We start from the raw sequence: 21,631 nt of genomic DNA on the forward strand, positions 1-21,631 counted from the left end.
GCGGTCTCAACGCTGAGCTGGTTTCTCGTTAAGTTCGAAAAAGACGCTGTCGGGCGAACCCTCATCGTGCCTGAAGCCCGTCAGCTCTGCCGCAAGATCGAGGGGAAGGTCAAAAACAAAATCGACCTCGGAACCCTTGGTATCTTCTTCATCCTGTTTGGAAAAACACTGCTGCTTCAGCGCTTCAAAAGAAGCGGGGAGATCACCCGTGACATGCAAGTCCCTCACAGTCTTGTCACCGCTGTGCCAGACTTTCCAAATGTTCCTTCCGTCGCGCCAGAGCTCGGCGCGGGCGAACATGACATGCTCTTCTATGTGCGCGATAACCACTTCCCGCCCTTGCGAGATCGCAACCAGATATTGTTGAGGTGGGTTTGGGAAGCTGCAGGGATCGAGAATGATAATCGCCCAGTTCTTTTCGCTGGCATAGGCATTCACTGGCGCTTCGAAAATCTCCGATGAATCGCCAATTTCGCGCCCGAACAAGGCCGCAGCTTCCTTTATTTCATAACCACGAAAACCAAGCCAGCTTATCGAGAAGCCCATCTCCCTACGCCGCCGCCGCCAATCCCGCCATGTCGCGGTTCTTCATCAGCTTGTAGACGATCGAATCCATCAGCGCCTGGAACGAAGCATCGATGATGTTTTCGGAGACGCCGACCGTCCACCAGCGCGCGCCGGTGCCGTCATGGGATTCGATCAGCACGCGGGTGATCGCCTCGGTGCCGCCATTGAGGATACGCACCTTGAAGTCGGCCAGCTCGAGATCGGCGATCTCGCTCTGGAATTTGCCGAGATCCTTGCGCAGTGCAATGTCGAGCGCGTTGACCGGGCCATGGCCTTCGGCGACCGACATCTTCTCCTCGCCCTCGACCAGGACTTTCACAATCGCCTCCGAGACCGTCTTCAGCTGGCCGTTGGCGTCGAAGCGGCGCTCGACCATGCAGCGGAACGAGGTGACGCGGAAGAATTCCGGCAGGCCATGCAGCATCTTGCGCGCCAGAAGCTCGAAGCTGGCGTCGGCGCCTTCGTAAGCGTAACCCTCCGCCTCACGTTCCTTGACCACGGCGATCAGAGCGTCGAGGCGATGGTCATCCCGGGGCACGTCGATGCCGCGCCGCTTCAGCTCGGCGAGGAAATTGGCCTTCCCACCTTGGTCCGAAACCATGACGCGGCGGCGGTTGCCGACAGTCTCTGGCGGCACATGCTCGTAGGTCGCCGGCTCCTTGGCCAGCGCCGAGGCATGGATGCCGGCCTTGGTGGCGAAAGCGGAGGCACCGACATAGGGCGCCTGCGCTTCGGGCGCGCGGTTCAGCAACTCGTCGAAGGCGCGGGACAGACGCGATATACCGGTCAACGCCTCTGCCGAAATGCCTGTAGCAAAGCGGCCCGAAAAGGCCGGCTTCAGCGCCAATGTCGGCACGATCGAGATCAGATTGGCGTTGCCGCAGCGCTCGCCGATGCCATTCAGCGTGCCCTGGATCTGGCGCACGCCGGCCTCCACGGCGGCAAGCGAATTCGCCACCGCCTGGCCGGTGTCGTCATGGGCGTGGATGCCGAGATGGTCGCCCGGTATGCCGGCGGCGATCACCTTTTCGACGATGGCGCGCACCTCAGAGGGCTGGGTGCCGCCATTGGTGTCGCACAGAACCACCCAGCGCGCGCCGGCTTCATAAGCCGTTCTGGCGCAGGCCAGCGCATAATCGGGGTTGGCCTTAAAGCCATCGAAGAAATGCTCGCAGTCGACCATCGCCTCCTTGCCGGCAGTGAGCGCCGCCTCGACCGAGGTCTTGATCGCCTCGAGGTTCTCCTCATTGGTGCAGCCGAGCGCGACGCGGACGTGGTAGTCCCAGCTCTTGGCGACGAAGCAGATGGCATCAGATTTGGATTGGATCAGCGTCGCGAGGCCGGGGTCGTTCGAAGCCGACACGCCTGCCCGCTTGGTCATGCCGAAGGCAACGAATTTGGCATCGGCCGTGCGACGCTCGGCAAAGAAGGCAGTGTCGGTTGGATTGGCGCCGGGGTAGCCGCCCTCGACGTAGTCGATGCCGAACTCGTCCAGCAGCTTGGCGATGGCGATCTTGTCCTCGACGGAAAAGTCGATACCCGGCGTCTGCTGACCATCGCGCAGCGTGGTGTCGAACAGATAAAGGCGCTCGCGAGCCATGGTCATTTCCCGGCAAACATGTCCGTTGCGCGGATCAGCCTGTCGAGGATGCCCGGCTCCGAATAGGCATGGCCGGCGCCTTCGATCAGATGGAAGTCCGCTTTCGGCCACGCCTTGTGCAGCGCCCAGGCATAGCGCGCCGGGCACGGCATGTCGTAGCGGCCGTGAACGATGGTACCCGGGATATCCTTAAGCTTCCATGCATCGCGCAGCAGCTGTCCCTCTTCCAGCCAGCCGGCATGGACGAAATAGTGGTTCTCGATGCGGGCGAAAGCCAGGGCATAATCATCCTGGCCGAAGGGACCGCTGGTTTCCGGTTCCGGCAGCAGCGTGATCGTCTCGCCCTCCCACAGGCTCCAGGCGCGGGCGGCCTCGACCCGCGCCACAGGATCGCTGCCGACCAGCCGTTTGCGGTAGGCGGCCATCATGTCGCCGCGCTCAGCCTCCGGAATGGGCGCCAAAAACCGCTCCCACTTGTCGGGGAACATCTCCGAGACGCCGAACTGGTAGTACCATTCGAGTTCGGCGCGGGTCAGCGTGTAAATGCCGCGCACGACCAGTTCGCTGACCCGCTCGGGATGTGTCTCGGCATAGGCCAGCGCCAGCGTCGAACCCCACGAGCCGCCAAACACCAGCCATTTGTCGAAGCCGCACATTCTTCGCAGGCGCTCGATGTCGGCGACCAGGTGCCAGGTGGTGTTGGCTTCGAGCGAGGCATTGGGCGTCGATTTTCCGCAGCCGCGCTGGTCGAACAGAACGAGGTCGTAGAGCTTCGGGTCGAACAGCCGCCGGTGCTTTGGCGAAATGGTGCCGCCCGGCCCGCCATGCAGGAATACAGCCGGCTTGGCCCCCTTGGTGCCGGAGCGCTCCCAATAGACCTGATGGCCATCGCCAACGTCGAGCATGCCGGACTCGAAAGCCTCGATCTCGGGATAGAGGGTACGGAATTCGCTGCTCATAATTTCAGGCCCTGCTGCGGCCAGTTGGCCGTCTCGTGATCGGGATGCTGGAAGGAGATGATGGATTCCTGTCGCGCGTAGAAATCCGGGTCGTCATGGATCGGCGCGTCGAAGATCGTCTCGACCCAAGGCAGCCTGGCGGCGTAGTTGACCTGGATCTGCGGCGCCAGATCGGAACGGTCGTCGAAGGCGCCGATGGCGATCTCCAGCGCGCCGGGCTGGCGGTAGGTCAGCGGTGTGCCGCAGCGGGCGCAGAAGCCGCGATCGATGTTGACCGACGACTGAAAGTAACTCGGCTCCTCGCGCACCCATTCGACGCCGTCGCTCGGCACTTTCACCAGCGCGCCGAAAAACGACCCGAACTGTTTCTGGCACATGCGGCAATGACAAATGGACGGGCGGCCGAGCGCCCCGTGGATGCGGAAGCGCACGGCGCCGCACTGGCAGCCGCCGGTACGAACGGTTTCGGTCATGATTTTTCCTCCGGCGGCCATTGTTCGGTGTCGTGGTCGGGATGTTGGTAGGAGACGAGGTCGGCGAGATAGGAGGCAGACGAGACGTCGGCCATCGTTTCCTCACCGGGCAATTCGTGAACATGATCCACATAGGGGAGCTTGGCTTCGACACCCCATTGGATCGTCGGCGCAATCTCCTCGGGGTGGTCGAATGCGGCGATGGCGAGCGCCACGCCATCGGGCGCTTCGAAGGTCAGCGGCGTGCCGCATTCGGCGCAGAAACCGCGCAAAGCCGCGTTGGACGAGCGGAAGCGTTTGGGCTCACCGCGCGTCCAGTCCAGCCTGGCGCCGCGCACCGAGACCAGCGGCAGGTAGAAATTGCCGCTTGCCTTCTGGCACATGCGGCAATGGCAGACGGAAGCATCGCCGAGCGTGCCTTCGACGCGGAAGCGCACGGCGCCGCACTGGCAGCCGCCTGTATACACCGGTCTGTTGTCGAGGCTCATCGCGCACTACTCCGGAGCATGGCAGACCGCCTCGACATTGTTGCCGTCGGGATCGAGGACGAAGGCGCCATAATAGTTCGGATGGTAGTGCGGGCGCAGGCCAGGCCCGCCATTGTCTTTGCCGCCGGCGGCAATTGCCGCGGCGTGAAAGGCATCGACCTCGGCGCGGCTGCGCGCGGTGAAAGCGACATGCTGATGATGCTTCGACTTGTCCTTGCCGGCGTGCAGCCAAAACACCGGCCGGTCGCGGCCGTAGCCGCCGACCTTGGCGCCGCCGGTATATTCCTGCGGCACCATGTAAAGCAGCGAGGCGCCGAGCGGCGCCATCGCCCTGTCGTAAAAACCCTTCGACGCGTCGAAATCCGAAACGGTGATGCCGAGATGATCGATCATGGAACTACCTCCGTTGCTGGCTGGCCTGCCAACACGTCGGCGCCAGTCAGGCCGGCCACGATCACGATGTGCTGGCAGACATTGTCAATATCGCGAACGACGTCGTCGTTCCAAAAGCGCAGGATGGTCCAGCCGCTGGCATTCAAGTACGCGCTTCGTGCCTCGTCACGCTGGACGCTTTCGGGATCCGCGTGTTGGCTGCCGTCAACCTCAATGATCAAGCTGTGTGTCGAGCAAGCAAAGTCGATGATGTAAGGTCCGATCGGCACCTGCCGGCGAAAGCTCATCCCCATCAGCCGATGGGCGCGCAATTCGTTCCAAAGCTTCAACTCGGCATCGGTCATGCCACGGCGCATAGATTTTGCATTCTTTCGCTGACGCGATGGAACGAGGTCGTGACCCATCAAGCACCCTCGCCTTCGCGATTGGCGAAATCATCGACGACAGCCAATCTCCTCCCTTGCGGGGGAGATGTCCGGCAGGACAGAGGGGGGTACTGTCCCTCCGGCCTGTCAACCGATCGGAGCCACGCCCTCAAGCAGGTTCCGGGGTGCGAATGGGTTACGTCGAAAGTCGGCGGTCCTTCCCACCCCCCTCTGTCCTGCCGGACATCTCCCCCGCAAGTGGGGAGATCGGCCATCACAAAAGCCTTCGCCAGCCTTGCACACATTTCGACCTCCACCCTCACCGCTTTACCTCCCAGGTGGTGATGCGGGCGCCGGTGACCGGGTCCTTTCCGTCCTTCAATTGCACGCCTTGCGCCAGAAGCTCCTCGCGGATGCGGTCGGCCTCGGCCCAGTTCTTTTCGCGAATAAGACCGAGTCTTTCGTCTATACGCGCTCTGATACGATCCTTGGTGGGACCAACAGAGCCGTATGCGTCGAGGGTGTCGTCCTCCTCCTGAATGCTTGCGTGGGCGACGGCCTTCGTCTCAGTCACAGCTGGGACGCCACGTAAGAATTCATCTGGGGTGTGCTGCATAAGACCCAGAAGTTTTAGACCAGCCAAGACTCGGCCCGCATCATCCCCAGCCCCGTACGCAGATGAAGAAGCGGTGCGGAACGCATCGTATGTCTGCAAATCGTCGAGCAGATGCTCCAATATTCGAGGTTCCGGTGTGATTGGGTTCACGGGCCAGATTTCATCAAATCGACGGTAGAGTTTCGTAAGCAGCCTTTCCGCCTCTTCCAGCTTGCGCACGGAAAAGTCGATCGGCTCGCGATAATGCGTCATCAGCATCGCCAGCCTGAGCACCTCGCCCGGCCATTTGCGGCCGCCAAAGGTATCCGTCTCCAGCAATTCTGTGATCGAATAGAAATTGCCCAGGCTCTTGGACATCTTCTGACCTTCGACCTGCAGGAAACCGTTGTGCATCCAAATCTTGGCCATCGTTTCGGTGCCGTGGGCGCAACGCGATTGCGCGATCTCGTTCTCGTGGTGCGGAAAGATCAGGTCGAGACCACCGCCATGGATGTCGAACACCTCGCCGAGATAGGCGGCCGACATCGCCGAGCACTCGATGTGCCAGCCCGGCCGACCCCTGCCCCACGGGCTGTCCCAGCCCGGCTCCTCGGGCGACGACAATTTCCACAGCACGAAATCCTGTGGGTTCTTCTTGTGCGCATCGACGGCGACGCGGGCGCCGGCCTGCTGCTCATCGAGATTGCGCTTCGACAACTGCCCATAATCCGGCATGGAAGCGGTGTCGAACAAGACTTCTCCAGCCGCGACATAGGCATGGCCGCGTTCGATCAAGCGTTGAATCAAGAAGATCATGTCGACTTTGCCGTCGGGCCTGGGCTCGACGAACTCGGTGGCGCGCGGCTCGACCGTCGGTTCCAGGCAACCGAGCGCCGCAACGTCCTTGTGGAACTGACCGGCGGTCTTTTCGGTGACCCGCCTGATCGCTTCGTTCAGCGACAGCTTGCCCGATGCAATTTCGCCGCCGAAATCGCGCAGCGCGCGAGCGTTGATCTTGTCGTCGACGTCCGTAATGTTGCGGACGTAAGTGACGTGCGCTTGCCCGTAGAGATGGCGTAGCAAACGGAACAGCACGTCGAAGACGATCACCGGCCGCGCATTGCCGATATGGGCGAAGTCATAGACCGTCGGGCCGCAGACATACATGCGCACGTTGCGCGGATCGATCGGGAAGAAATCCTCCTTGCTCCGCGTTAGCGTGTTGTAGAGGCGCAGGCTCTTCGATGCGTCAGACATACGTGCGTTCCCGGTGCGTTACTTTGGTTGAGCATGATCTTTGGGATCGTGCTCTGGATGAAGCCAGTTACGCCGAGGCGCAAATCGGGCTCCAGCCTGCTGGCCGGGGCGTTTGTCCAATCTTGGAGGAGATGAGGCGAAAACGTCCAGGACCAGCGCGAGGCTAGCCGATAATGCAAATGCCACAAATGGCGAAAGGCGTTTTCATGGCCGGCTTTATCGCCTTGCCCGGTGTTGCCGTCAAGTCGCTACCTTCGCCAAAAATATCGTTGGATCACAGGAAATGCGGCACTGAAACATTTTATTAAACATGTCGGCACTGTCATGAAACATTCGCCGGCTAGATCAGCAAGCGTCACGATTTGGTCGGATTCGGCCAGCAAACGCAGACACGAAGACGTTACTAGGGAAGAGAAGAATGCCCAAGCAGGAACCCAGCCGTGCCAAGCAACCGGCGCTCGCCAGCTATTACCGAGCGATCGGCCCGGCAGCAATCGTCGCCGCTCTTCTGCACACCGCGAAGAAGAAGAAGCCGGCACAGAAGATCGTCTCGCCGCGCGCTGCCTGAGAATGCGGTCGGGTGAAGATTGAGGCGCTCACGGCGAACCAGTAACAGTAGCTTTTGCTAAAATAAACTCATCTGACTGTCGTTCGCGCCGGACTTCTGGCGCTTGACCTTCTCGGGCTCAGGCTCGATGACGCCCTTCTCCTGAATCTCCGACCCGGTATTGGCGACCTTATTGACGAGGTCGGAAACCGGGATCGCTTCGAAGAAATCGGGCTGGGCAGGTCTCAGCAGATCGGCCACGTCGCGCGGCTCGAGCGTGCGGCAATCCAGCCAGCGTGCGAAATCCTCGGGATGGATCACTACCGGCATGCGGTCGTGGATATGGGCAGTATCGGCATTGGCGTGGGCGGTCAGAATGGCGCCGGTGTCCATTTCCGAACCGCCCGGCTCGGCATAGGTCTCAATCAGCCCGGCGAAGGCGACAAGCCCGCCCTGTCTTGGCCGCACCCAATAGGGCTGCCCTCTTCTGCCACCGGTTTGGTGCCATTCGTAGAATCCCGAAGCCGGCACCAGGGCGCGGCGATGGCGCATGGCAGCGCGAAACGACGCCTTTTCCGAAGCCCCCTCGGAACGCGCGTTGAACAGCAGCGGGAAGTTACGCGTATCCTTCACCCAAGCAGGGATCAGGCCCCAGCGCACCAGAATCGAGCGGCGGTCGGGCAGGTTCGAGCCCGGCGCCTGCGTCAATCCGGCGAGCGCCATCAGCACCGGCTGCGTCGGCGCGATATTGTAGCGGGCCGGAAACTCCTCAAGTTCCGCCAGGCCGAGAAAGGCGGCGGTCTGGTCCGGAGTGGCTGTCAAAGCAAAGCGTCCGCACATGAATTCAGCTTTCGATTGGTGGCGTATGAAAGTGGCCATGGAACCTGCCTTTCGCAACCGCTAAAGCTGTTCGCCGACGGTCGGTCCACAACGGGCTGTGCCAATCGAGCGATCCGGAGTCATGGAAGCACGCAAGATCATTCCGGCAGTCTCGGCCTGCGTCGTGCGCGAGAACACGGTGCTGCTGGTCAAGCGGGCCAGGCCGCCCTCGCAAGGCCTCTATGCCTTTCCCGGCGGCAAGGTCGAAGCCGGCGAGACGCTGGAACAGGCAGCACGGCGCGAATTGCTGGAAGAGACCGGATTGCAGGCGCGCAGCTACCGGCCGCTACGGGAAATCCACATCGACGGCAGCGGAGACGGACATCCGGTCGACTACTGGCTGACGGTGTTTGGGGCCGATTATGCCGGCGGCGAGGCGGTTGCCAGCGACGACGCCGAAACCGCGGCTTTCTATACGCTGGCCGAAATGATGGCGATGCCGCTCGCCGATGCAGTGCTTGAAATTGCCGACGATCTACTCGGTCCCAAAAAAGACGGCGAGACGTGAGCCAGAGAATCGCCTTGCAGGCGACAAATTGTTCCAGCACAAAGCCTCATGAGCCGCACGTCTTCGTTTCTCGCCGCATGCCTCGCCGTCAGTGTGGTTGTCGGTGCGCGCCCGGCGATTGCCGCCGAAGCACCGTTCGAGCCCGGGCTGATGCGGCTGGCGGAAGTGCTCGGCTCGCTGCATTTCCTGCGTAATCTGTGTGGCGAGAAGGGCGATCGGTGGCGAGCCGAGATGGAAAAACTGATCGCATCGGAAAATCCGAACCCGGAGCGGCGCGCCCGCTTCATCGCCAGCTTCAACCGCGGCTACCGGTCGTTCGGCGGCACTTATACGCAATGCACGGCCTCGGCGACGGAAGCCATCAGCCGCTACATGAAGGAAGGCGAGACGTTGTCTCGCGACATCGCTTCGCGCTACGGAAACTGACGACGGCAGCCGCTTTCCGGAAAAGCCGCATCAATGGTCGGCGCCGTCGCGGCGGACGCGTTCGACACTTCTCCGCTTGCCTCGACTGAGGTCTTGGTGCAAACCTAATGTTGCACTTTTGCAACTATGTTAACGAAACGTTAGCGCGCAGATGTGAAATTAACTCAAACTGAAGGTTTCCGTCCCCTTGGCCGACCTAATCGGCTAAGTTTGAAACGGATCGGATGCAAGTTTGCTGGACGCGACGGAATTTGTAGACAACGACCAAAAAAATGTCGCATTTACAGATACTTACTTGCGCCTGCGTGTAAAAGGGACAACTCAAGCTTGATCCCTGTCCAACGGATCACCGCTTGAAAGGGTGGACATCGCAATGGAACATGGCGTCAACGACATCGACGCGCTGGTCAGGGAAGAAAAGCGCCTGACTGCCGTGGAAAGCCACAGCGAAGCCTGGGCAGAAGGATTGTCGGCGGGGATCGAGCCGGAAATCATCGCCGAGGCAGCCCTCGAAACGGCATTCGGCGAAATGCTGCGCGCCAATGGCGAGACCTCGGCGCTTGCCCTGCTCGATCGCATGCGTGAAAAGGTGATTGCCGGGGCCTTCGAGCCCGAAAGACTGCGGCACTGATCCCGGTTCTTTGACGACGGCGCGCCGCCGGACATCATGTCCGGGCACATGGATGGGCTGGAACCAGGGAGTAGCAGGCGGTGAATTTTTCGATATCAGGCAAGCCACGCGGCCTGGTCCTCGGCATTTGGCTTACTGCTTCCTGCGCCACAATTCCCCTTGCACTGTTTCTTGCGAGCAGTCCCGCTCACGCCCTCAGCGAGATCAAACGCGAAGACCTGCCCTCGCCGGTCACGCCGCCGCCGGACGGCGACATGTCGCCGTCTGGAAGTACCGTCCCGATGCCCGGCCCACTCGGCACGGTACCACCTCCAGCCCGCCAGCCGACTCCGTCCGAGGAGCCAGAGCAAACCGAACCGAAAGGGCCAACGGACGATGGCGGGATGGCCAATCCGCATGTCGATCCGGACGCGCCTGTGCCCGAAGTCGTCTACGACCTGGCCAAGTTGCCGGAACCGGTCAGGCGCATGCACGATCTGATCGTCGAGGCGTGCAAAAGCGGCGACATCGAAAAGCTTCGGCCGCTGATCGGCACGGGAGACATGATGACCCAATTGTCGCTGGGTGACATCGAGGGCGACCCGATCGCCTTCCTGAAGGGCCTTTCGGGCGATACGGAAGGCCAGGAGATCCTCGCCATCCTGGAAGAGGTGCTCAGTGCCGGTTATGTCCATGTCGACGCCGGCACGCCGCAGGATCTCTATGTCTGGCCCTATTTCTTCGCCCTGCCGCTGGACAAACTCGATACCAGGCAGCGGGTCGAGCTGTTCAAGATCGTCACCGCCAGCGACTATGACGATATGAAGCAGTTCGGTGCGTACATCTTCTACCGAGTCGGCATCACGCCGACCGGACAATGGACGTTCTTCGTTGCTGGGGATTGAGTGGTTTAGCCTGGCCCTTATGAGGCAGGGAGCTTAGCCCGCCAACGCCTCGCAAAACTCCACCGCCCTGCCCTGGCTCGGCGCGACGATCTCGCCTTCCCACATCACGCGCCGGCCCCGAACGATGGTGCCGACCGGCCAGCCGGTCACCTGCCTGCCGTCATAAGGCGTCCAGCCGGCCTTGGAGCCTTGCTGGGCGTTGGCGATGGTCTCTCGGCGCTTCAGATCGACGATGGTCAGATCGGCATCGTAGCCGGCGGCAATACGGCCTTTCCTGGCGATGCCGAAAATACGCTGCGGGCCGTGGCTGGTCAGGTCGACAAAGCGCTGCAGCGTCAGCCGGCCGGCGTTGACATGGTCCAGCATGATCGGCACCAAAGTCTGCACCCCGGTCATGCCGGACGGCGACGCCGGATAAGGTTTTGCCTTCTCGGCCAGCGTGTGCGGCGCATGGTCTGAGCCGAGGACATCGACAACGCCTTGCGCAATGCCCTGCCAGATCCCCTCGCGATGACGCGTGGCGCGCACCGGCGGGTTCATCTGGATCAACGTACCGAGCTGCGCATAGTCATCGGCGCTCAGCGTCAAATGATGCGGCGTCGCCTCGCAGGTCGCGACATCCTTGTGCTGTTCGAGGAAGCCTATCTCCTCGGCGGTCGAGATGTGCAGCACGTGGATCCGGGCGCGAACCTGGCGCGCGATGCGCACAAGGCGCTCTGTGCAGCGCAATGCAGCGATCTCGTCGCGCCACACCGGATGTGAGGACGGATCGCCCGCGATGCGCTCGCCAAGCCGCTCGCGCAGCCGGAACTCGTCCTCGGAGTGAAAGGCGGCGCGGCGGCGTGTGTTCCTCAGGATCGAGGCAACGCCTTCGTCGTCCTCGACCAGCAGGTCGCCGGTGGACGAGCCCATGAACACTTTTATGCCGGCCGCACCCGGCAGCCGCTCGAGATTGCCAACGTCTTTTGCATTGTCGCGGGTCCCGCCGACCCAGAAGGCAAAGTCGCAATGCATGCGGCCGGTGGCACGCCGCACCTTGTCGACAAGGGTTGCCTCGCTGGTGGTCAGCGGATTGGTGTTCGGCATCTCGAAGACGGCGGTGACGCCGCCAAGCACCGCTGCCCGGGAGCCCGTCTCCAAATCTTCCTTGTGCTCCAGTCCCGGCTCGCGGAAATGCACCTGACTGTCGACGACGCCCGGCAGGATATGCAGCCCGTGGCAGTCGATCGTCTCGCCCGCCGATGCCTGGCGGAGGTCGCCGATGGCAGCGATGCGCCCACCATTGATACCGACGTCGCGAAAACCCTCGCCGTCGTGATTGACCACGGTGCCGCCTGTCAGGATGAGATCGTAGAGGGGGGCCATGCGGATCCGGTCTCTTGCGGGGGAAGTGCCAGCGGCTTACGTAATGACCGATAGTTTTGCAAGATCAGGCTCGTTTTCCCACCATGCCCTTTGCCTCGCTCAGAGATCGCGCACTCGTTTCCGTGTCCGGACCGGATGCCGAACACTTTTTGCAGAACATCCTGACCACCGACCTAGACGCGCTAGGCCGCGGCGAAGCAAAGCCCGGCGCCTTACTGACGCCGCAAGGCAAGATCCTTTTCGACTTCCTGATCTCGCGCGCTGGCGAAAATATTTTCCTGCTCGAATGCCGTGCTGAGACCACCGATGACTTCATGCGACGGCTGACGCTCTACAAGTTGCGCGCCAAAGTCGAAATTGCCAAGGCAGATCAGTCGGTTGTGACCGTCGTATGGGAAAGCGATTCAACTGCCTCGCAATTTGAATCCGCACCGGTTGCCGATGCGCGGTTTGTCGATGCTATCGTCACGCGCTTCTATGGTGGCGCCGCAGACGGCGGCGACCTTGCCGCATGGCAAGCCTTTCGCATCGCCAATGGCATTGCCGAAAGCGGCAGCGACTATCAGCTCGGCGACGCGTTTCCGCATGATGTGCTGCTCGACGAGATCGGTGGCGTCGGCTTCAAGAAAGGCTGCTACGTCGGCCAGGAGGTCGTCTCGCGCATGCAGCATCGCGGCACTGCCAGGCGCCGAGTGTTGATCGTCTCGGCCGAACGCCCCCTGCCCACTTCGCGCGCAGAGTTGGCCGTGGCGGGGCGACCAGTCGGCACGCTTGGCTCTACCGCCGGCACGACAGGCCTTGCCATTGCCCGCATCGACCGGGTCAAGGCAGCGCTCGACGCCGGCCTGCCGATCCTGGCTGACGACGTCGCCGTGTCGCTCGCCATCCCGTCCTGGGCGAAGTTCAGCTTTCCGCAGGAAGCCATCGGCGCGGAGGACGCCTGATGGCGGCCGACCGCGCCGGGGCGCCGCCGCGTGCCTGGCAACGTATGCTGTCCGGCCGCCGGCTCGACCTGCTCGATCCCTCGCCGCTCGACATCGAGATCTCCGATATTGCCCATGGCCTTGCCCGCGTCGCACGCTGGAACGGCCAGACCAGAGGCGATCACGCCTTTTCGGTCGCCCAGCATTCGCTGCTGGTCGAAACGCTTGTCGGCGAACTGATGCCGGATGCCGACGCTGACGCGCGGTTGGCGGCGCTGCTGCATGACGCGCCGGAATACGTCATCGGCGATATGATTTCGCCGTTCAAATCCGTGATGGGCGGCAGCTACAGGGATTGCGAGATCAGGCTGCAGCGCGCCATCCATCTGCGCTTTTCACTGCCGGCCGAACTCGACGCGGGGCTGCGCAAGGAAATCAAGCGAGCGGATCAGATCGCCGCTTATTTCGAAGCAACGCTGCTTGCGGGTTTTTCGACGGCAGAGGCGACCGAGTTCTTCGGCAGGCCGCGCGGTTTCAACGCCGAGCGCTTCGATGTCACGCCGCGCTCGGTGACCTGGGCGCAGAATGCCTTTCTTAAACGGTTTGCGGCAATCGAAAAGTCGCGACGCCAGACTGCCGTTCCAGCCGGCTGAAAACGGTAAATTAACCGGCAGGGACAACAGTGCCGTGGTTAACCATGGTCCATAGGCTTGCCTCATGCCCGTTGCCGGTATCAAGGCTGGTTCATCCGTCCGCCGACGGAGGGCCAAAGGCGTTGGTCTGCCGCTACGGATCGAAGACGAGCTGCGCGAACAGAACGAGCGTTTTTCGGCAGCGATCGAGAACATGTCGCATGGCCTGTGCATGTTCGATGCCGATGAACGGATGATCATCTGCAACAGGAACTACATCAGCATCTTTCGCCTCGACGCCGAAGTGGTGCGGCCTGGCATCCGGTTTTTCGACATCCTCCAGCACAGCGTGGACATCGGCATCGCCTCGCAAAGCGCTGAGCAACTCTATGCCATCCGCAAGCCCTATATCGACCAGGCAAAACCTTCCACCTATGAGGAAACGCTTGCAGACGGGCGCATCGTCAACATTTCGCATCGGCCGCTGGCGTCAGGTGGCTGGGTCTCGATCTACGAGGACATCACCGAGCAACGGCGCGCCGAGCAGGAGTTGAAGGAGCAGCACCGCCGTTTCGACGCAGCACTTGCCAACATGTCGCAAGGCCTTTTGATGTACGATGCGGACGGCAAGCTGATCGTCCGCAACGAACGTTTCCTGGAACTTTATCATGTCAGGCCCGCCGACTTCCCGCTTGGTATGAGCCACCGTGATGCGTTCAAGCGGCTGCTGGAACTGGGCATTTATACAAAGCTCGACCCCGACCGCGAAATCTCGCAAATCGAAGCCTGCCTGCGGGCGGGGAAAACACACGTAACGCATCGTCATCTCGCCGACGGCAGGACGCTGCTGGTTGCGCGCCGGCCGATGAGCGGCGGCGGCTGGGTCGCGACGTTCGACGACGTCACCGAGCGCAGGCGTGTGGAAGAGCGCATGACCCATCTTGCGCACCACGACACACTGACCAACCTGCCCAATCGCTCGATGCTTCGCGAACGGCTCGACCAAGCCCTGAGCGAGACGAGAGACGGATCGCTGGCGATATTCTCGCTCGACCTCGATCACTTCAAGGCAGTCAATGATACTTGGGGTCACCCCGCCGGCGACTGGCTGCTGAAATGCGTGGCCGAACGGCTGCAACGGTGCCTGCGCAATGAAACGGACGTTGTCTCCCGCTTCGGCGGCGACGAATTCGTCATCATCCTGTTCAATCTCAAAAGCCCGGGCGACGCGGAAAAGCTGGCCAAACGCATAGTCGAGATCATCGGAAAGCCGTTTCGCGACAAGAGACACGACATGCGTGTCGGCATCAGTCTCGGCATCGCGCTGTTTCCGAATGACGGCAAGGACGCCGAGACTTTGCTGAAAAATGCCGATATGGCGCTCTATCGGGCAAAGAGCGAAGGGCGCAACCTCTACCGCTTCTTCGAACCGGCCATGGACGCGATGGTGCGGGCACGCCGGGCGCTCGAAATCGATCTCAGGGCAGCGCTGTCGCGCCGCGAATTCGAGCTGGATTTCCAGCCGATCATGAACATCGCCTCCAGCGAAATCGTCGGCGCCGAAGCCTTGATGCGCTGGCGATCGCCGGTGCGCGGCCTTGTGCGGCCGGACGACTTCATTCCGGCCGCCGAGGAGACCGGGCTGATCGTGCCGCTTGGAGAATGGGCGCTGCGAAAAGCCTGCACGGCCGCGGCCGGCTGGGCGGCTTGGCGCATCGCAGTCAATGTCTCCGCCGTGCAGATCAAAAGCGGTATCTTTGCCCGCAGCGTCATTTCGGCACTGGCATTCTCGGGCGTGCCGGCCAACCGACTTGAACTGGAAATCACCGAAACGGTGCTGATGGACGAGAGCGATCTGGTGCTCAAGACACTCAGGCAGCTACGCGATCTGGGCGTCCGCATCGCGCTGGACGATTTCGGCACCGGCTATTCGTCGTTGGGCTACCTCAGGCGCTTTCCCGTCGACAAGATCAAGATCGATCGCTCTTTCACCCGTGACATCGACAGTCGCGATACCGCGGCGATCGTGCGCACCATCATCGGGCTTGGCGCACAGCTGGGCATCACCGTCACCGCCGAAGGTGTCGAGACCGAAGCGCAGCTTGAATTCCTGCAAAAGGAGGGTTGTGTCGAGGCCCAGGGCTATTTGATCGGCGTGCCGTCAAAGGCGTCGGACATCAATCGGCTGCTGAAGTCGAGCGCGACGATCCGGCAGTCCGGCTAAGTGCGACAGTCTCGCGGAAGCGCGGGCAACCGGCTTAGATCTCCTTGAGATGACGCTCGATTCGCGTGTTAATTCCTTGATAGAGAAGGCGGCATTCAGGTGTGGCGAACCAGGAGGTTCCTTGCCGGGTCAGAGGTGCCCGCTCAAAGCCTCAACCATATCCTTGTTCGTCGCCACAGGAACAATCTCGAATTCGACCAGATCGGCCCATTCGATAACCCACCGCTGCAGGAGCGTGATGTCATCGGCCTCCACCAGCAGGAAGCAGCGGCTCATATCCGCTGCGATCCAGCTGTGGTGCACGAGAAGCGCGTCCGGCTTCAGGCGGCCCTGGTCGCGGAAACGGCGGTAGATCTCCTTGCGGTCGCAGCCGCGAAAATCCTCGGTTACGAAGAACAGCATCTTTTTCCCCTCAGTTCGGATATTATCGGCCCGGCCGGTCCAGCCGCTCCAGGAACCACTGCGTCAGCCGCACCCAGACCTCGTCTTTTTCGCCGGAGTCTTCCCAGCCGTGGTCGAGGTTGGGGTTGTCGTTGACCTCGATGACGAAGACGCCGTCCCTGGTTTCCTTGAGGTCGACGCCGTAGAGGCCGTCGCCGATGCAACGCGCCGCGCTCACCGCCGTCTCGACGACATGGGCCGGCGCTTCCTTCAGGGTGAAGGTCTTGATGCCGCCCTGGTCGGGCTTGCCGTTGGCCTTGTGATTGACGATCTGCCAATGTTTCTTGGCCATCAGATAATGGACGGCAAACAAGGGCTGGCCGCCGAGGACGCCGACGCGCCAGTCATATTCCGTCGGAATGAATTTTTGCGCGATCAGGAGGTCGGAATCCTCCAGCCATTCGGTTGCGAGCGTCTTCAGCTCGGCGAAGGTGCCGCATTTCTTGACGCCGCGCGAAAACGAGGAGTCCGGGATCTTCAGCACCAGGGGGAAGCCCAGCGTCTGCGCCGCAAGTTCCAGGTCCGAGGTACCGGCTATCATCACCGTCGGCGGCACCGGTACCTTGTTGTAGGTCATCAGCTCGTTGAGATAGACTTTGTTGGTGCAGCGGATCATCGACAGCGGATCGTCGATGACCGGCATGCCTTCCTGCTGGGCGCGGCGGGCAAAGCGGTAGGTGTGGTTGGAGATCGAAGTGGTCTCGCGGATGAACAGCGCGTCGTAGTTGGCGAGCTTGGCCAGATCCCGCTTGGTGATCGGCTCGATTTCGACGCCCATCTTTTCAGCGATCTTGGCCCAGTGGCGCAGCGACGAAATCTCCGACGGTGGCAGTTCCTCATGCGGATCGACCAGCGTGGCGAAAGTGTAGCGCGCCGGCGTGCGGCCCTTGGTGTCGCGCCACTCGCGGTTGGTGTAGGTCTCCAGGCACTGGAGAAAGTGCGTTTCCTCGTCCTCGGTCATCCTGGCCAGTGGATGGAAGCCGATCTTGCGGATCGAGGCCCATTCGGCGCTGTCCCTGATGTGGACCTCGAGCGCCGGGGCACGGAACCAGTCGAACAGAAGTTTTGCGAAGCGGTCCCAGATCCTGGATGGTCCGATGCCGAAGAAGATGCAGACCTTCTGCGGAAAAGCGCCACCCAGGTCCTTGCGGCACTTGTTGAGTGCGAGTTCGAGTTCCGGCAACGCGTGCTCATAGAGCTTGCGCTCCGACAGGTCGATCATCGTTTCGACCGTCGGGATGACCTTATGGCCGCGCGAACCAGCAAGCAGCGACGCGTAATAGCCGCGGCTCTGGTAGCCGTAATTGTTCGACAGGTTGATGACCTTCGGGCGCTGACCGCGAAACAGTGCCGGATGGGCAAGGTAGTCGCGATTGGTGATGATCTTGTGCGGCGTCGCCACTTGGTCAAGATCGTTCTGCCGGCCGGTAAGGATGACCCAGGTCATTGGCTATCGCGCTTTCCGAGAGTGATGGCGGCGCGCAATCCGTCGCGGCCGAATTGCGCCATGTTCATGAAGATGCCGTAAGGCACGGGAATGTTGGCAGCATCGAGGATCGTCTCCTGCCGCTCGTCCTCGACCCAGGGGTCGTGGATCAGGATATGATCGCCGTCGTCACCGATGGCCAACACCCAGTGCGGAACCTTCTTGCCGAACATCAGGAAGCCGCTGATCAGGACCAGCACCAGTTTTCCCTCTGCGATCGCGGTGCGAATGTCGTCAAGCCCGAATGAACGGTAATTCACCGGGATGCTGTAAAGTTCCGCGCGGCGGCGAAAGTCGACCTGCGCCAGCTCCATGACGCGGCGCTTGTCCTCGCTGCGCACCGACTGCAGGAACAGCGCGCCGTAGAAGGAGACATAGATCTCAGCAGCAAGCCCGCTCTCATAGCCGGCGACGGCAAGCCCGAACGGTTCGCAGCCGCCCGGCCCCGACATCATGAAAACGGTCGTCGCCTCACGCCACAGCCTGATTTCCATCACCGGATCCGGCACGAATCCGGGGCCGAAGTAAGCCATCGCCATCATCAGGCAGCATGGTCCGCAAGTGAATTCGCACGTCTGCTGATAAAACGGCACTTCGGTGGCGACCGGAATGTCGCCGCGCAAGGTCTTTTCATAGCGCAGCGCCGTGGCGCCATCCTCGTAATAGTCCGGTTCGCGGCCGATCTTGCGGTAGCCGCTCTGCTCGTAGATCTGGATCGCGCGCGGGTTGTCCTCGCGGACTTCCAAACGAAGCATCATGCGGCCGTGCTCGAAAGCGGCGGCCTCGGCCTCTTCCAGCAGCAGCCGGCCAACGCCACGGCCGCCGAAAAATGGACCAACGGCGATCGAATAAAGCCTGGCGACGCCGCTGCCCTTGCGAAACAGCACGACTGCATAGCCGGCGACGCGGCCATCGCTTTCGCCAACCAGCAGCTCGGCGGTGTCGCGTTCGATCAGTTGGCGAAAGGAGCGGCGAGAAATGCGATCACTCGAGAAAACGGCTTTTTCGATGGCGGCGAGGTCATCGACGTCGGACGCGCGGGCCTTGCGAATCTCGGCAGGCATGCGGGCTCAGAAAACCTCGATTGGGTTGTGGAAACGGCCCTAGTCTAAACATCGGTCACACCAGCCGAAGTGCCAGCATTAAGCAAGCGCTATCGCACCTCGATTAGGGCCGAATTGTGACAGTTTTGACTGCAGGCAGGTCGCGCAAAGGCTTTGAACGACCTCCGTGTTTAGGCATCGGCGCGGCTTCGGAAGAGCGAGAGCCTGCTCAGCTTTGCAAGCCCGCCAAAAGCTGGCCATAGGCACTCTTGGCCACTGCGGCCAGTTGCTCGCGCGGCAGCGAGCCGACGACGGCGCAGCCATAACCCTTGTCCAGCCAATAGACGGCCTCAGGACCATCGTCCTCCCCATAGGTGCCCTTGGCCTTGGCTGCCGATTCTGCGGTGACGAAGAGCGATATGCGCTCGCCCTTGACGTCCTCGTAAAGCAGCATCGCGGCCTTGCCCTGGCCGGCGGGCAGCAGCCGGCCACCGACCAGTTGGAATCCTTGCGCCGCCAGATCCGGCGCGACGAGCTTCAGACCCACCTGGTTCGACAACCAACTCTGCAAATGATCCTTGTCGCTTGCCGGCACTTCCACCGCATGCCGCGTTTCGGCGGCATAGATGACGTGGGCGGCGATCGCCTCTTCGGCAAGCTGGTCCTCGGCGGTATTTTCCAGGCCGAGGCCGCCGATGCCGGCAAGGTAGCCGCCAGCACCGCCAATCGCCAGGATGGCGGCAGCGGCGGCCGCAAGCCACCAACGCGAGCGCGACGGCGATACTCTGGCCACCGGCGCCTCGCCAAGCACCACCTTGCTCAACCGCACCGGCACGGGTTCGTCCAGCACGCCATTAAAGGCTGCGCGCAACGCTTCCCGGTCGGCGGCGTAGCGTGCGCTCTTGGCCTTCATCTCGGCATTGGCCTCGAGCCATGCCTCATAGGCCGTCCGCTCGTCGCCCGGCAACTCGCCATCGAGAGCCATGTGGATGTCGCGTTCGGAGAAATCGCGCCGGCTCATTTCTCAACGATCCTTATCGAGCGGCGGCGCGCGGTATCATCCAGCAGCGCTCGCAGTTCGTCACGCCCGCGCGCGATGCGCGACATCAAAGTGCCGGCGGGCACTCCAAGGATGTTGGCGGCTTCGGCGTAGGAAAACCCTTCGATGGCGACCATCACAAGTGCCGCGCGCCGGTCAGGGCTGATCGCCTGCAGCGCGTCGACGATCTCGCGCGAGGCGATGCTCTCGACCTGCTCGGCGGGTGCTGCCTGCGCCTCGCTTGTCTCGAGCGGCAGCATCGCCGCCTCGCCGCGCCGGTTCACCTTGCGCATCTGGTCGATGAACAAATGGTGCATGATCGTAAACAGCCACCTCCTGGGGCTTTCTCCTGTCTGCCAATTGTCGAGCCGCACAAGCGCCCGCTCGAGACAATCCTGGACGAGATCGTCGGCGGAATCGCGGTCGCGCAACAGCGAGCGTGCATAGCGGCGCAGACGCGGTATTTCACCCAGGATTGCTGCCTTCTTTTCGTCCATGACCGCTGGTTCTGGAGCCCCTGTCCGTGGTGATTGAACGCGCCTTTGCAGCGCGGCGCAAGCGGCCAGCGCGAAGCGGTCCGCCGCCCCGGTCACCCAAGCAACTGAATAACGCTGCCAGTGGCAGGTTTATTCCCGGGTTGCATCCGAAAGTTGAAAGAAATGCGTGGTGACGAATAGCGGCGCGTCGACAAACGTCAGTCTTCCCACATCTCGTCTGTGAATTTCTTCATATCGAAGTCAGGATTGGGCAGGCCGATCCTCACCGCCTCGGCTTGCAGCTGGCAATCCGGCCGCGAAGCGACACATTGGTGCGACTGCGTTCGAGTTCGTGCACAAGCGCGGTCCGCACCGCCTCCGTTTTGCTTGGAGCGTCCGTCTGGCGCTGCAACATAGTCGCTAAAGCATCCACTTCGGGGCCTCGCATATAGAGTGCCATTTGATCCTATGTCTCCCTTGCTGCGGGTCAGCGGCCGCAGTACTATTCAATCACACGCACCGCTCTATTTACTATATTTGAAGGCACCGTTAGACCGAGCTTTCTCGCGGTCTGCAAGTTCACCACCAATTCGTGCTGGGACAAAGTCTGAATTGGTATGTCGCGGGGGCTCTTGCCATCAAGAATCTTCTTCGCGCACAGGGCCATGTGATATGTTGCGCTTCGCAAGCTGGTGCCGTAGCAGAACAGACCTCCCGCATCGATCTGCTCCCGCGCGAAGATGGTTGGCAAGCGACGCGCAAGGGCAAGCTCCGCGATTCTTGCGCGGAGTGCTGCAATGATCGGCTCCTCGAGGACGATGAGCGCTTCGACCAGCTCGCGATCCATCGCTGCAAAAGCGCCGTCAAGATCGGGCTGAGGCCCTATAATGCGGAGAACCTGCGGGTTCAGCCCAAATTCTTGTATTGCCCCAGCATTGGAGGCTGACAGGCAATCGGACACCCCCTGATCGCTCAAGATCGCGATGCGGGAGAGCGCTGGTAAGACGGCTCGCAACAACTCGACATGCGTCCGCGCCTGGTTTGGATCGAAGCTGGTTACTCCTGTCATGTTGCCGCCGGGCTTCTCCAGGCTTGCGGCTAGGCCATCACTGACCGGATCGAAGACGACAGAATAAACGACGGGGAGCTCCGTTGTCGCCTTTTGGACCGCACGCGCGGTTACCGCCCCGATCACGGCGATAAGGTCGACGTTCAGCCTAACCAGTTCCGTCGCCAGGGTGGGAAGCCTGCCCAAATCACCATTGGCCGATCGCTGCTCAAACCGAATGCTCCGGCCTTCGGCAAATCCCAGTTCTCTCAGCCCCTCCTTGAAGCCTTCGATTGGTCCCCCAGGGCCTGCCGTGATGATGCCGATCGTAGCTATGTCGTTTATGAGCAACGCGCTGTCCTCCAGGCTGGACCTTCTTGCA

25 protein-coding genes are annotated in these 21,631 nt (G+C 61.7%); 8 read left to right on the forward strand and 17 right to left on the reverse strand.

Annotation, left to right across the window (positions count from 1 at the left end):
- Nucleotides 1-6 precede the first annotated feature (6 nt).
- The 8 genes from NKJ12_RS23620 to cysS all read right to left on the reverse strand — a co-directional run bounded on the left by NKJ12_RS23620 (nucleotide 7) and on the right by cysS (nucleotide 6,697).
- Nucleotides 7-546 carry a hypothetical protein gene (locus NKJ12_RS23620; protein WP_352479210.1) on the reverse strand — a complete coding sequence of 180 codons (540 nt, stop codon included), beginning with the start codon at nucleotides 544-546 and terminating at the stop codon, nucleotides 7-9.
- Nucleotides 547-550: 4 nt separating this feature from the next.
- Nucleotides 551-2,173, reverse strand: coding sequence for a citramalate synthase (cimA, locus tag NKJ12_RS23625; RefSeq protein ID WP_352705383.1), 1,623 nt, complete (start codon nucleotides 2,171-2,173; stop codon nucleotides 551-553).
- Nucleotides 2,170-3,126: a prolyl aminopeptidase gene (gene pip, locus NKJ12_RS23630; RefSeq protein ID WP_352705385.1), complete on the reverse strand. Its 957-nt coding sequence runs from the start codon at nucleotides 3,124-3,126 to the stop codon at nucleotides 2,170-2,172. Before pip ends, cimA begins: the two co-directional genes overlap by 4 nt.
- Nucleotides 3,123-3,599, reverse strand: a complete 477-nt coding sequence (locus NKJ12_RS23635; protein WP_352705386.1) for a GFA family protein — start codon at nucleotides 3,597-3,599, stop codon at nucleotides 3,123-3,125. The genes pip and NKJ12_RS23635 overlap by 4 nt, the downstream gene beginning before the upstream one ends.
- Nucleotides 3,596-4,087 carry a GFA family protein gene (locus NKJ12_RS23640; RefSeq protein WP_352479207.1) on the reverse strand — a complete coding sequence of 164 codons (492 nt, stop codon included), beginning with the start codon at nucleotides 4,085-4,087 and terminating at the stop codon, nucleotides 3,596-3,598. The genes NKJ12_RS23635 and NKJ12_RS23640 overlap by 4 nt, the downstream gene beginning before the upstream one ends.
- Before the next feature lie 6 nt (nucleotides 4,088-4,093).
- Nucleotides 4,094-4,480 carry a VOC family protein gene (locus tag NKJ12_RS23645; protein ID WP_352705388.1) on the reverse strand — a complete coding sequence of 129 codons (387 nt, stop codon included), beginning with the start codon at nucleotides 4,478-4,480 and terminating at the stop codon, nucleotides 4,094-4,096.
- Complete coding sequence (locus NKJ12_RS23650) at nucleotides 4,477-4,884, reverse strand: endonuclease domain-containing protein (protein WP_352705439.1); 408 nt, start codon at nucleotides 4,882-4,884, stop codon at nucleotides 4,477-4,479. The genes NKJ12_RS23645 and NKJ12_RS23650 overlap by 4 nt, the downstream gene beginning before the upstream one ends.
- Nucleotides 4,885-5,164: 280 nt before the next feature.
- Nucleotides 5,165-6,697, reverse strand: a complete 1,533-nt coding sequence (gene cysS / locus NKJ12_RS23655; RefSeq protein WP_352705389.1) for a cysteine--tRNA ligase — start codon at nucleotides 6,695-6,697, stop codon at nucleotides 5,165-5,167.
- 418 nt (nucleotides 6,698-7,115) lie between these two features.
- Here cysS and NKJ12_RS23660 point away from each other — a divergent pair, with 418 nt between their 5' ends.
- Nucleotides 7,116-7,265, forward strand: coding sequence for a hypothetical protein (locus tag NKJ12_RS23660; RefSeq protein WP_254820210.1), 150 nt, complete (start codon nucleotides 7,116-7,118; stop codon nucleotides 7,263-7,265).
- Between the two features lie 57 nt (nucleotides 7,266-7,322).
- On the opposite strand, the gene NKJ12_RS23665 is transcribed toward NKJ12_RS23660, so the two are convergent.
- Nucleotides 7,323-8,084, reverse strand: coding sequence for an SOS response-associated peptidase (locus NKJ12_RS23665; RefSeq protein WP_352705441.1), 762 nt, complete (start codon nucleotides 8,082-8,084; stop codon nucleotides 7,323-7,325).
- A 121-nt stretch (nucleotides 8,085-8,205) separates the two neighbouring features.
- Between NKJ12_RS23665 and NKJ12_RS23670 the strand changes: the two genes are divergently transcribed.
- The 4 genes from NKJ12_RS23670 to NKJ12_RS23685 all read left to right on the forward strand — a co-directional run bounded on the left by NKJ12_RS23670 (nucleotide 8,206) and on the right by NKJ12_RS23685 (nucleotide 10,572).
- Complete coding sequence (locus NKJ12_RS23670; protein ID WP_352689570.1) at nucleotides 8,206-8,631, forward strand: NUDIX hydrolase; 426 nt, start codon at nucleotides 8,206-8,208, stop codon at nucleotides 8,629-8,631.
- Between the two features lie 48 nt (nucleotides 8,632-8,679).
- Nucleotides 8,680-9,057 (forward strand): TIGR02301 family protein, encoded by a 378-nt coding sequence (locus tag NKJ12_RS23675; RefSeq protein WP_023677748.1) that lies wholly within the window; start codon nucleotides 8,680-8,682, stop codon nucleotides 9,055-9,057.
- Nucleotides 9,058-9,430: 373 nt separating this feature from the next.
- Nucleotides 9,431-9,688: a hypothetical protein gene (locus tag NKJ12_RS23680; RefSeq protein WP_008874920.1), complete on the forward strand. Its 258-nt coding sequence runs from the start codon at nucleotides 9,431-9,433 to the stop codon at nucleotides 9,686-9,688.
- A gap of 80 nt (nucleotides 9,689-9,768) precedes the next feature.
- Nucleotides 9,769-10,572: a hypothetical protein gene (locus NKJ12_RS23685; protein ID WP_352705391.1), complete on the forward strand. Its 804-nt coding sequence runs from the start codon at nucleotides 9,769-9,771 to the stop codon at nucleotides 10,570-10,572.
- Nucleotides 10,573-10,605: 33 nt separating this feature from the next.
- Here NKJ12_RS23685 and NKJ12_RS23690 read toward each other — a convergent pair whose 3' ends face one another.
- The gene (locus NKJ12_RS23690; RefSeq protein ID WP_352705393.1) at nucleotides 10,606-11,937 is read right to left on the reverse strand and encodes a dihydroorotase; all 1,332 of its coding nucleotides are present in this window, start codon (nucleotides 11,935-11,937) and stop codon (nucleotides 10,606-10,608) included.
- Between the two features lie 83 nt (nucleotides 11,938-12,020).
- Between NKJ12_RS23690 and ygfZ the strand changes: the two genes are divergently transcribed.
- The 3 genes from ygfZ (at nucleotide 12,021) to NKJ12_RS23705 (ending at nucleotide 15,716) form a co-directional block, all read left to right on the forward strand.
- On the forward strand, nucleotides 12,021-12,881 hold the full coding sequence (gene ygfZ / locus NKJ12_RS23695) for a CAF17-like 4Fe-4S cluster assembly/insertion protein YgfZ (RefSeq protein ID WP_352705395.1): 861 nt from the start codon (nucleotides 12,021-12,023) through the stop codon (nucleotides 12,879-12,881).
- Nucleotides 12,881-13,513, forward strand: coding sequence for an HD domain-containing protein (locus NKJ12_RS23700; protein WP_023677753.1), 633 nt, complete (start codon nucleotides 12,881-12,883; stop codon nucleotides 13,511-13,513). The genes ygfZ and NKJ12_RS23700 overlap by 1 nt, the downstream gene beginning before the upstream one ends.
- 64 nt (nucleotides 13,514-13,577) lie before the next feature.
- Nucleotides 13,578-15,716, forward strand: coding sequence for a putative bifunctional diguanylate cyclase/phosphodiesterase (locus NKJ12_RS23705; RefSeq protein WP_352705397.1), 2,139 nt, complete (start codon nucleotides 13,578-13,580; stop codon nucleotides 15,714-15,716).
- Nucleotides 15,717-15,845: 129 nt separating this feature from the next.
- Here the strand turns inward: NKJ12_RS23705 and NKJ12_RS23710 are convergent, their stop codons facing one another.
- The 7 genes from NKJ12_RS23710 to NKJ12_RS23740 all read right to left on the reverse strand — a co-directional run bounded on the left by NKJ12_RS23710 (nucleotide 15,846) and on the right by NKJ12_RS23740 (nucleotide 21,600).
- The gene (locus tag NKJ12_RS23710) at nucleotides 15,846-16,118 is read right to left on the reverse strand and encodes a DUF3303 domain-containing protein (protein ID WP_254820204.1); all 273 of its coding nucleotides are present in this window, start codon (nucleotides 16,116-16,118) and stop codon (nucleotides 15,846-15,848) included.
- Nucleotides 16,119-16,140: 22 nt separating this feature from the next.
- Nucleotides 16,141-17,604 carry a RimK family ATP-grasp domain-containing protein gene (locus NKJ12_RS23715; RefSeq protein WP_352705399.1) on the reverse strand — a complete coding sequence of 488 codons (1,464 nt, stop codon included), beginning with the start codon at nucleotides 17,602-17,604 and terminating at the stop codon, nucleotides 16,141-16,143.
- Nucleotides 17,601-18,707, reverse strand: coding sequence for a peptidase C39 family protein (locus NKJ12_RS23720; protein ID WP_254820202.1), 1,107 nt, complete (start codon nucleotides 18,705-18,707; stop codon nucleotides 17,601-17,603). The genes NKJ12_RS23715 and NKJ12_RS23720 overlap by 4 nt, the downstream gene beginning before the upstream one ends.
- Nucleotides 18,708-18,915: 208 nt before the next feature.
- Nucleotides 18,916-19,707, reverse strand: a complete 792-nt coding sequence (locus NKJ12_RS23725) for an anti-sigma factor family protein (protein WP_352705401.1) — start codon at nucleotides 19,705-19,707, stop codon at nucleotides 18,916-18,918.
- Complete coding sequence (locus NKJ12_RS23730; protein WP_254820200.1) at nucleotides 19,704-20,222, reverse strand: sigma-70 family RNA polymerase sigma factor; 519 nt, start codon at nucleotides 20,220-20,222, stop codon at nucleotides 19,704-19,706. The genes NKJ12_RS23725 and NKJ12_RS23730 overlap by 4 nt, the downstream gene beginning before the upstream one ends.
- 262 nt (nucleotides 20,223-20,484) lie before the next feature.
- A complete protein-coding gene (locus tag NKJ12_RS23735) occupies nucleotides 20,485-20,661 on the reverse strand; it encodes a type II toxin-antitoxin system VapB family antitoxin (protein WP_502905724.1) in 177 nt (58 codons plus the stop codon).
- A gap of 42 nt (nucleotides 20,662-20,703) precedes the next feature.
- Nucleotides 20,704-21,600 (reverse strand): ABC transporter substrate-binding protein, encoded by an 897-nt coding sequence (locus tag NKJ12_RS23740; RefSeq protein ID WP_352705403.1) that lies wholly within the window; start codon nucleotides 21,598-21,600, stop codon nucleotides 20,704-20,706.
- Between the last annotated feature and the right edge of the window lie 31 nt (nucleotides 21,601-21,631).

Source organism: Mesorhizobium sp. M0195, assembly GCF_040322115.1.
GTDB lineage: Bacteria > Pseudomonadota > Alphaproteobacteria > Rhizobiales > Rhizobiaceae > Mesorhizobium.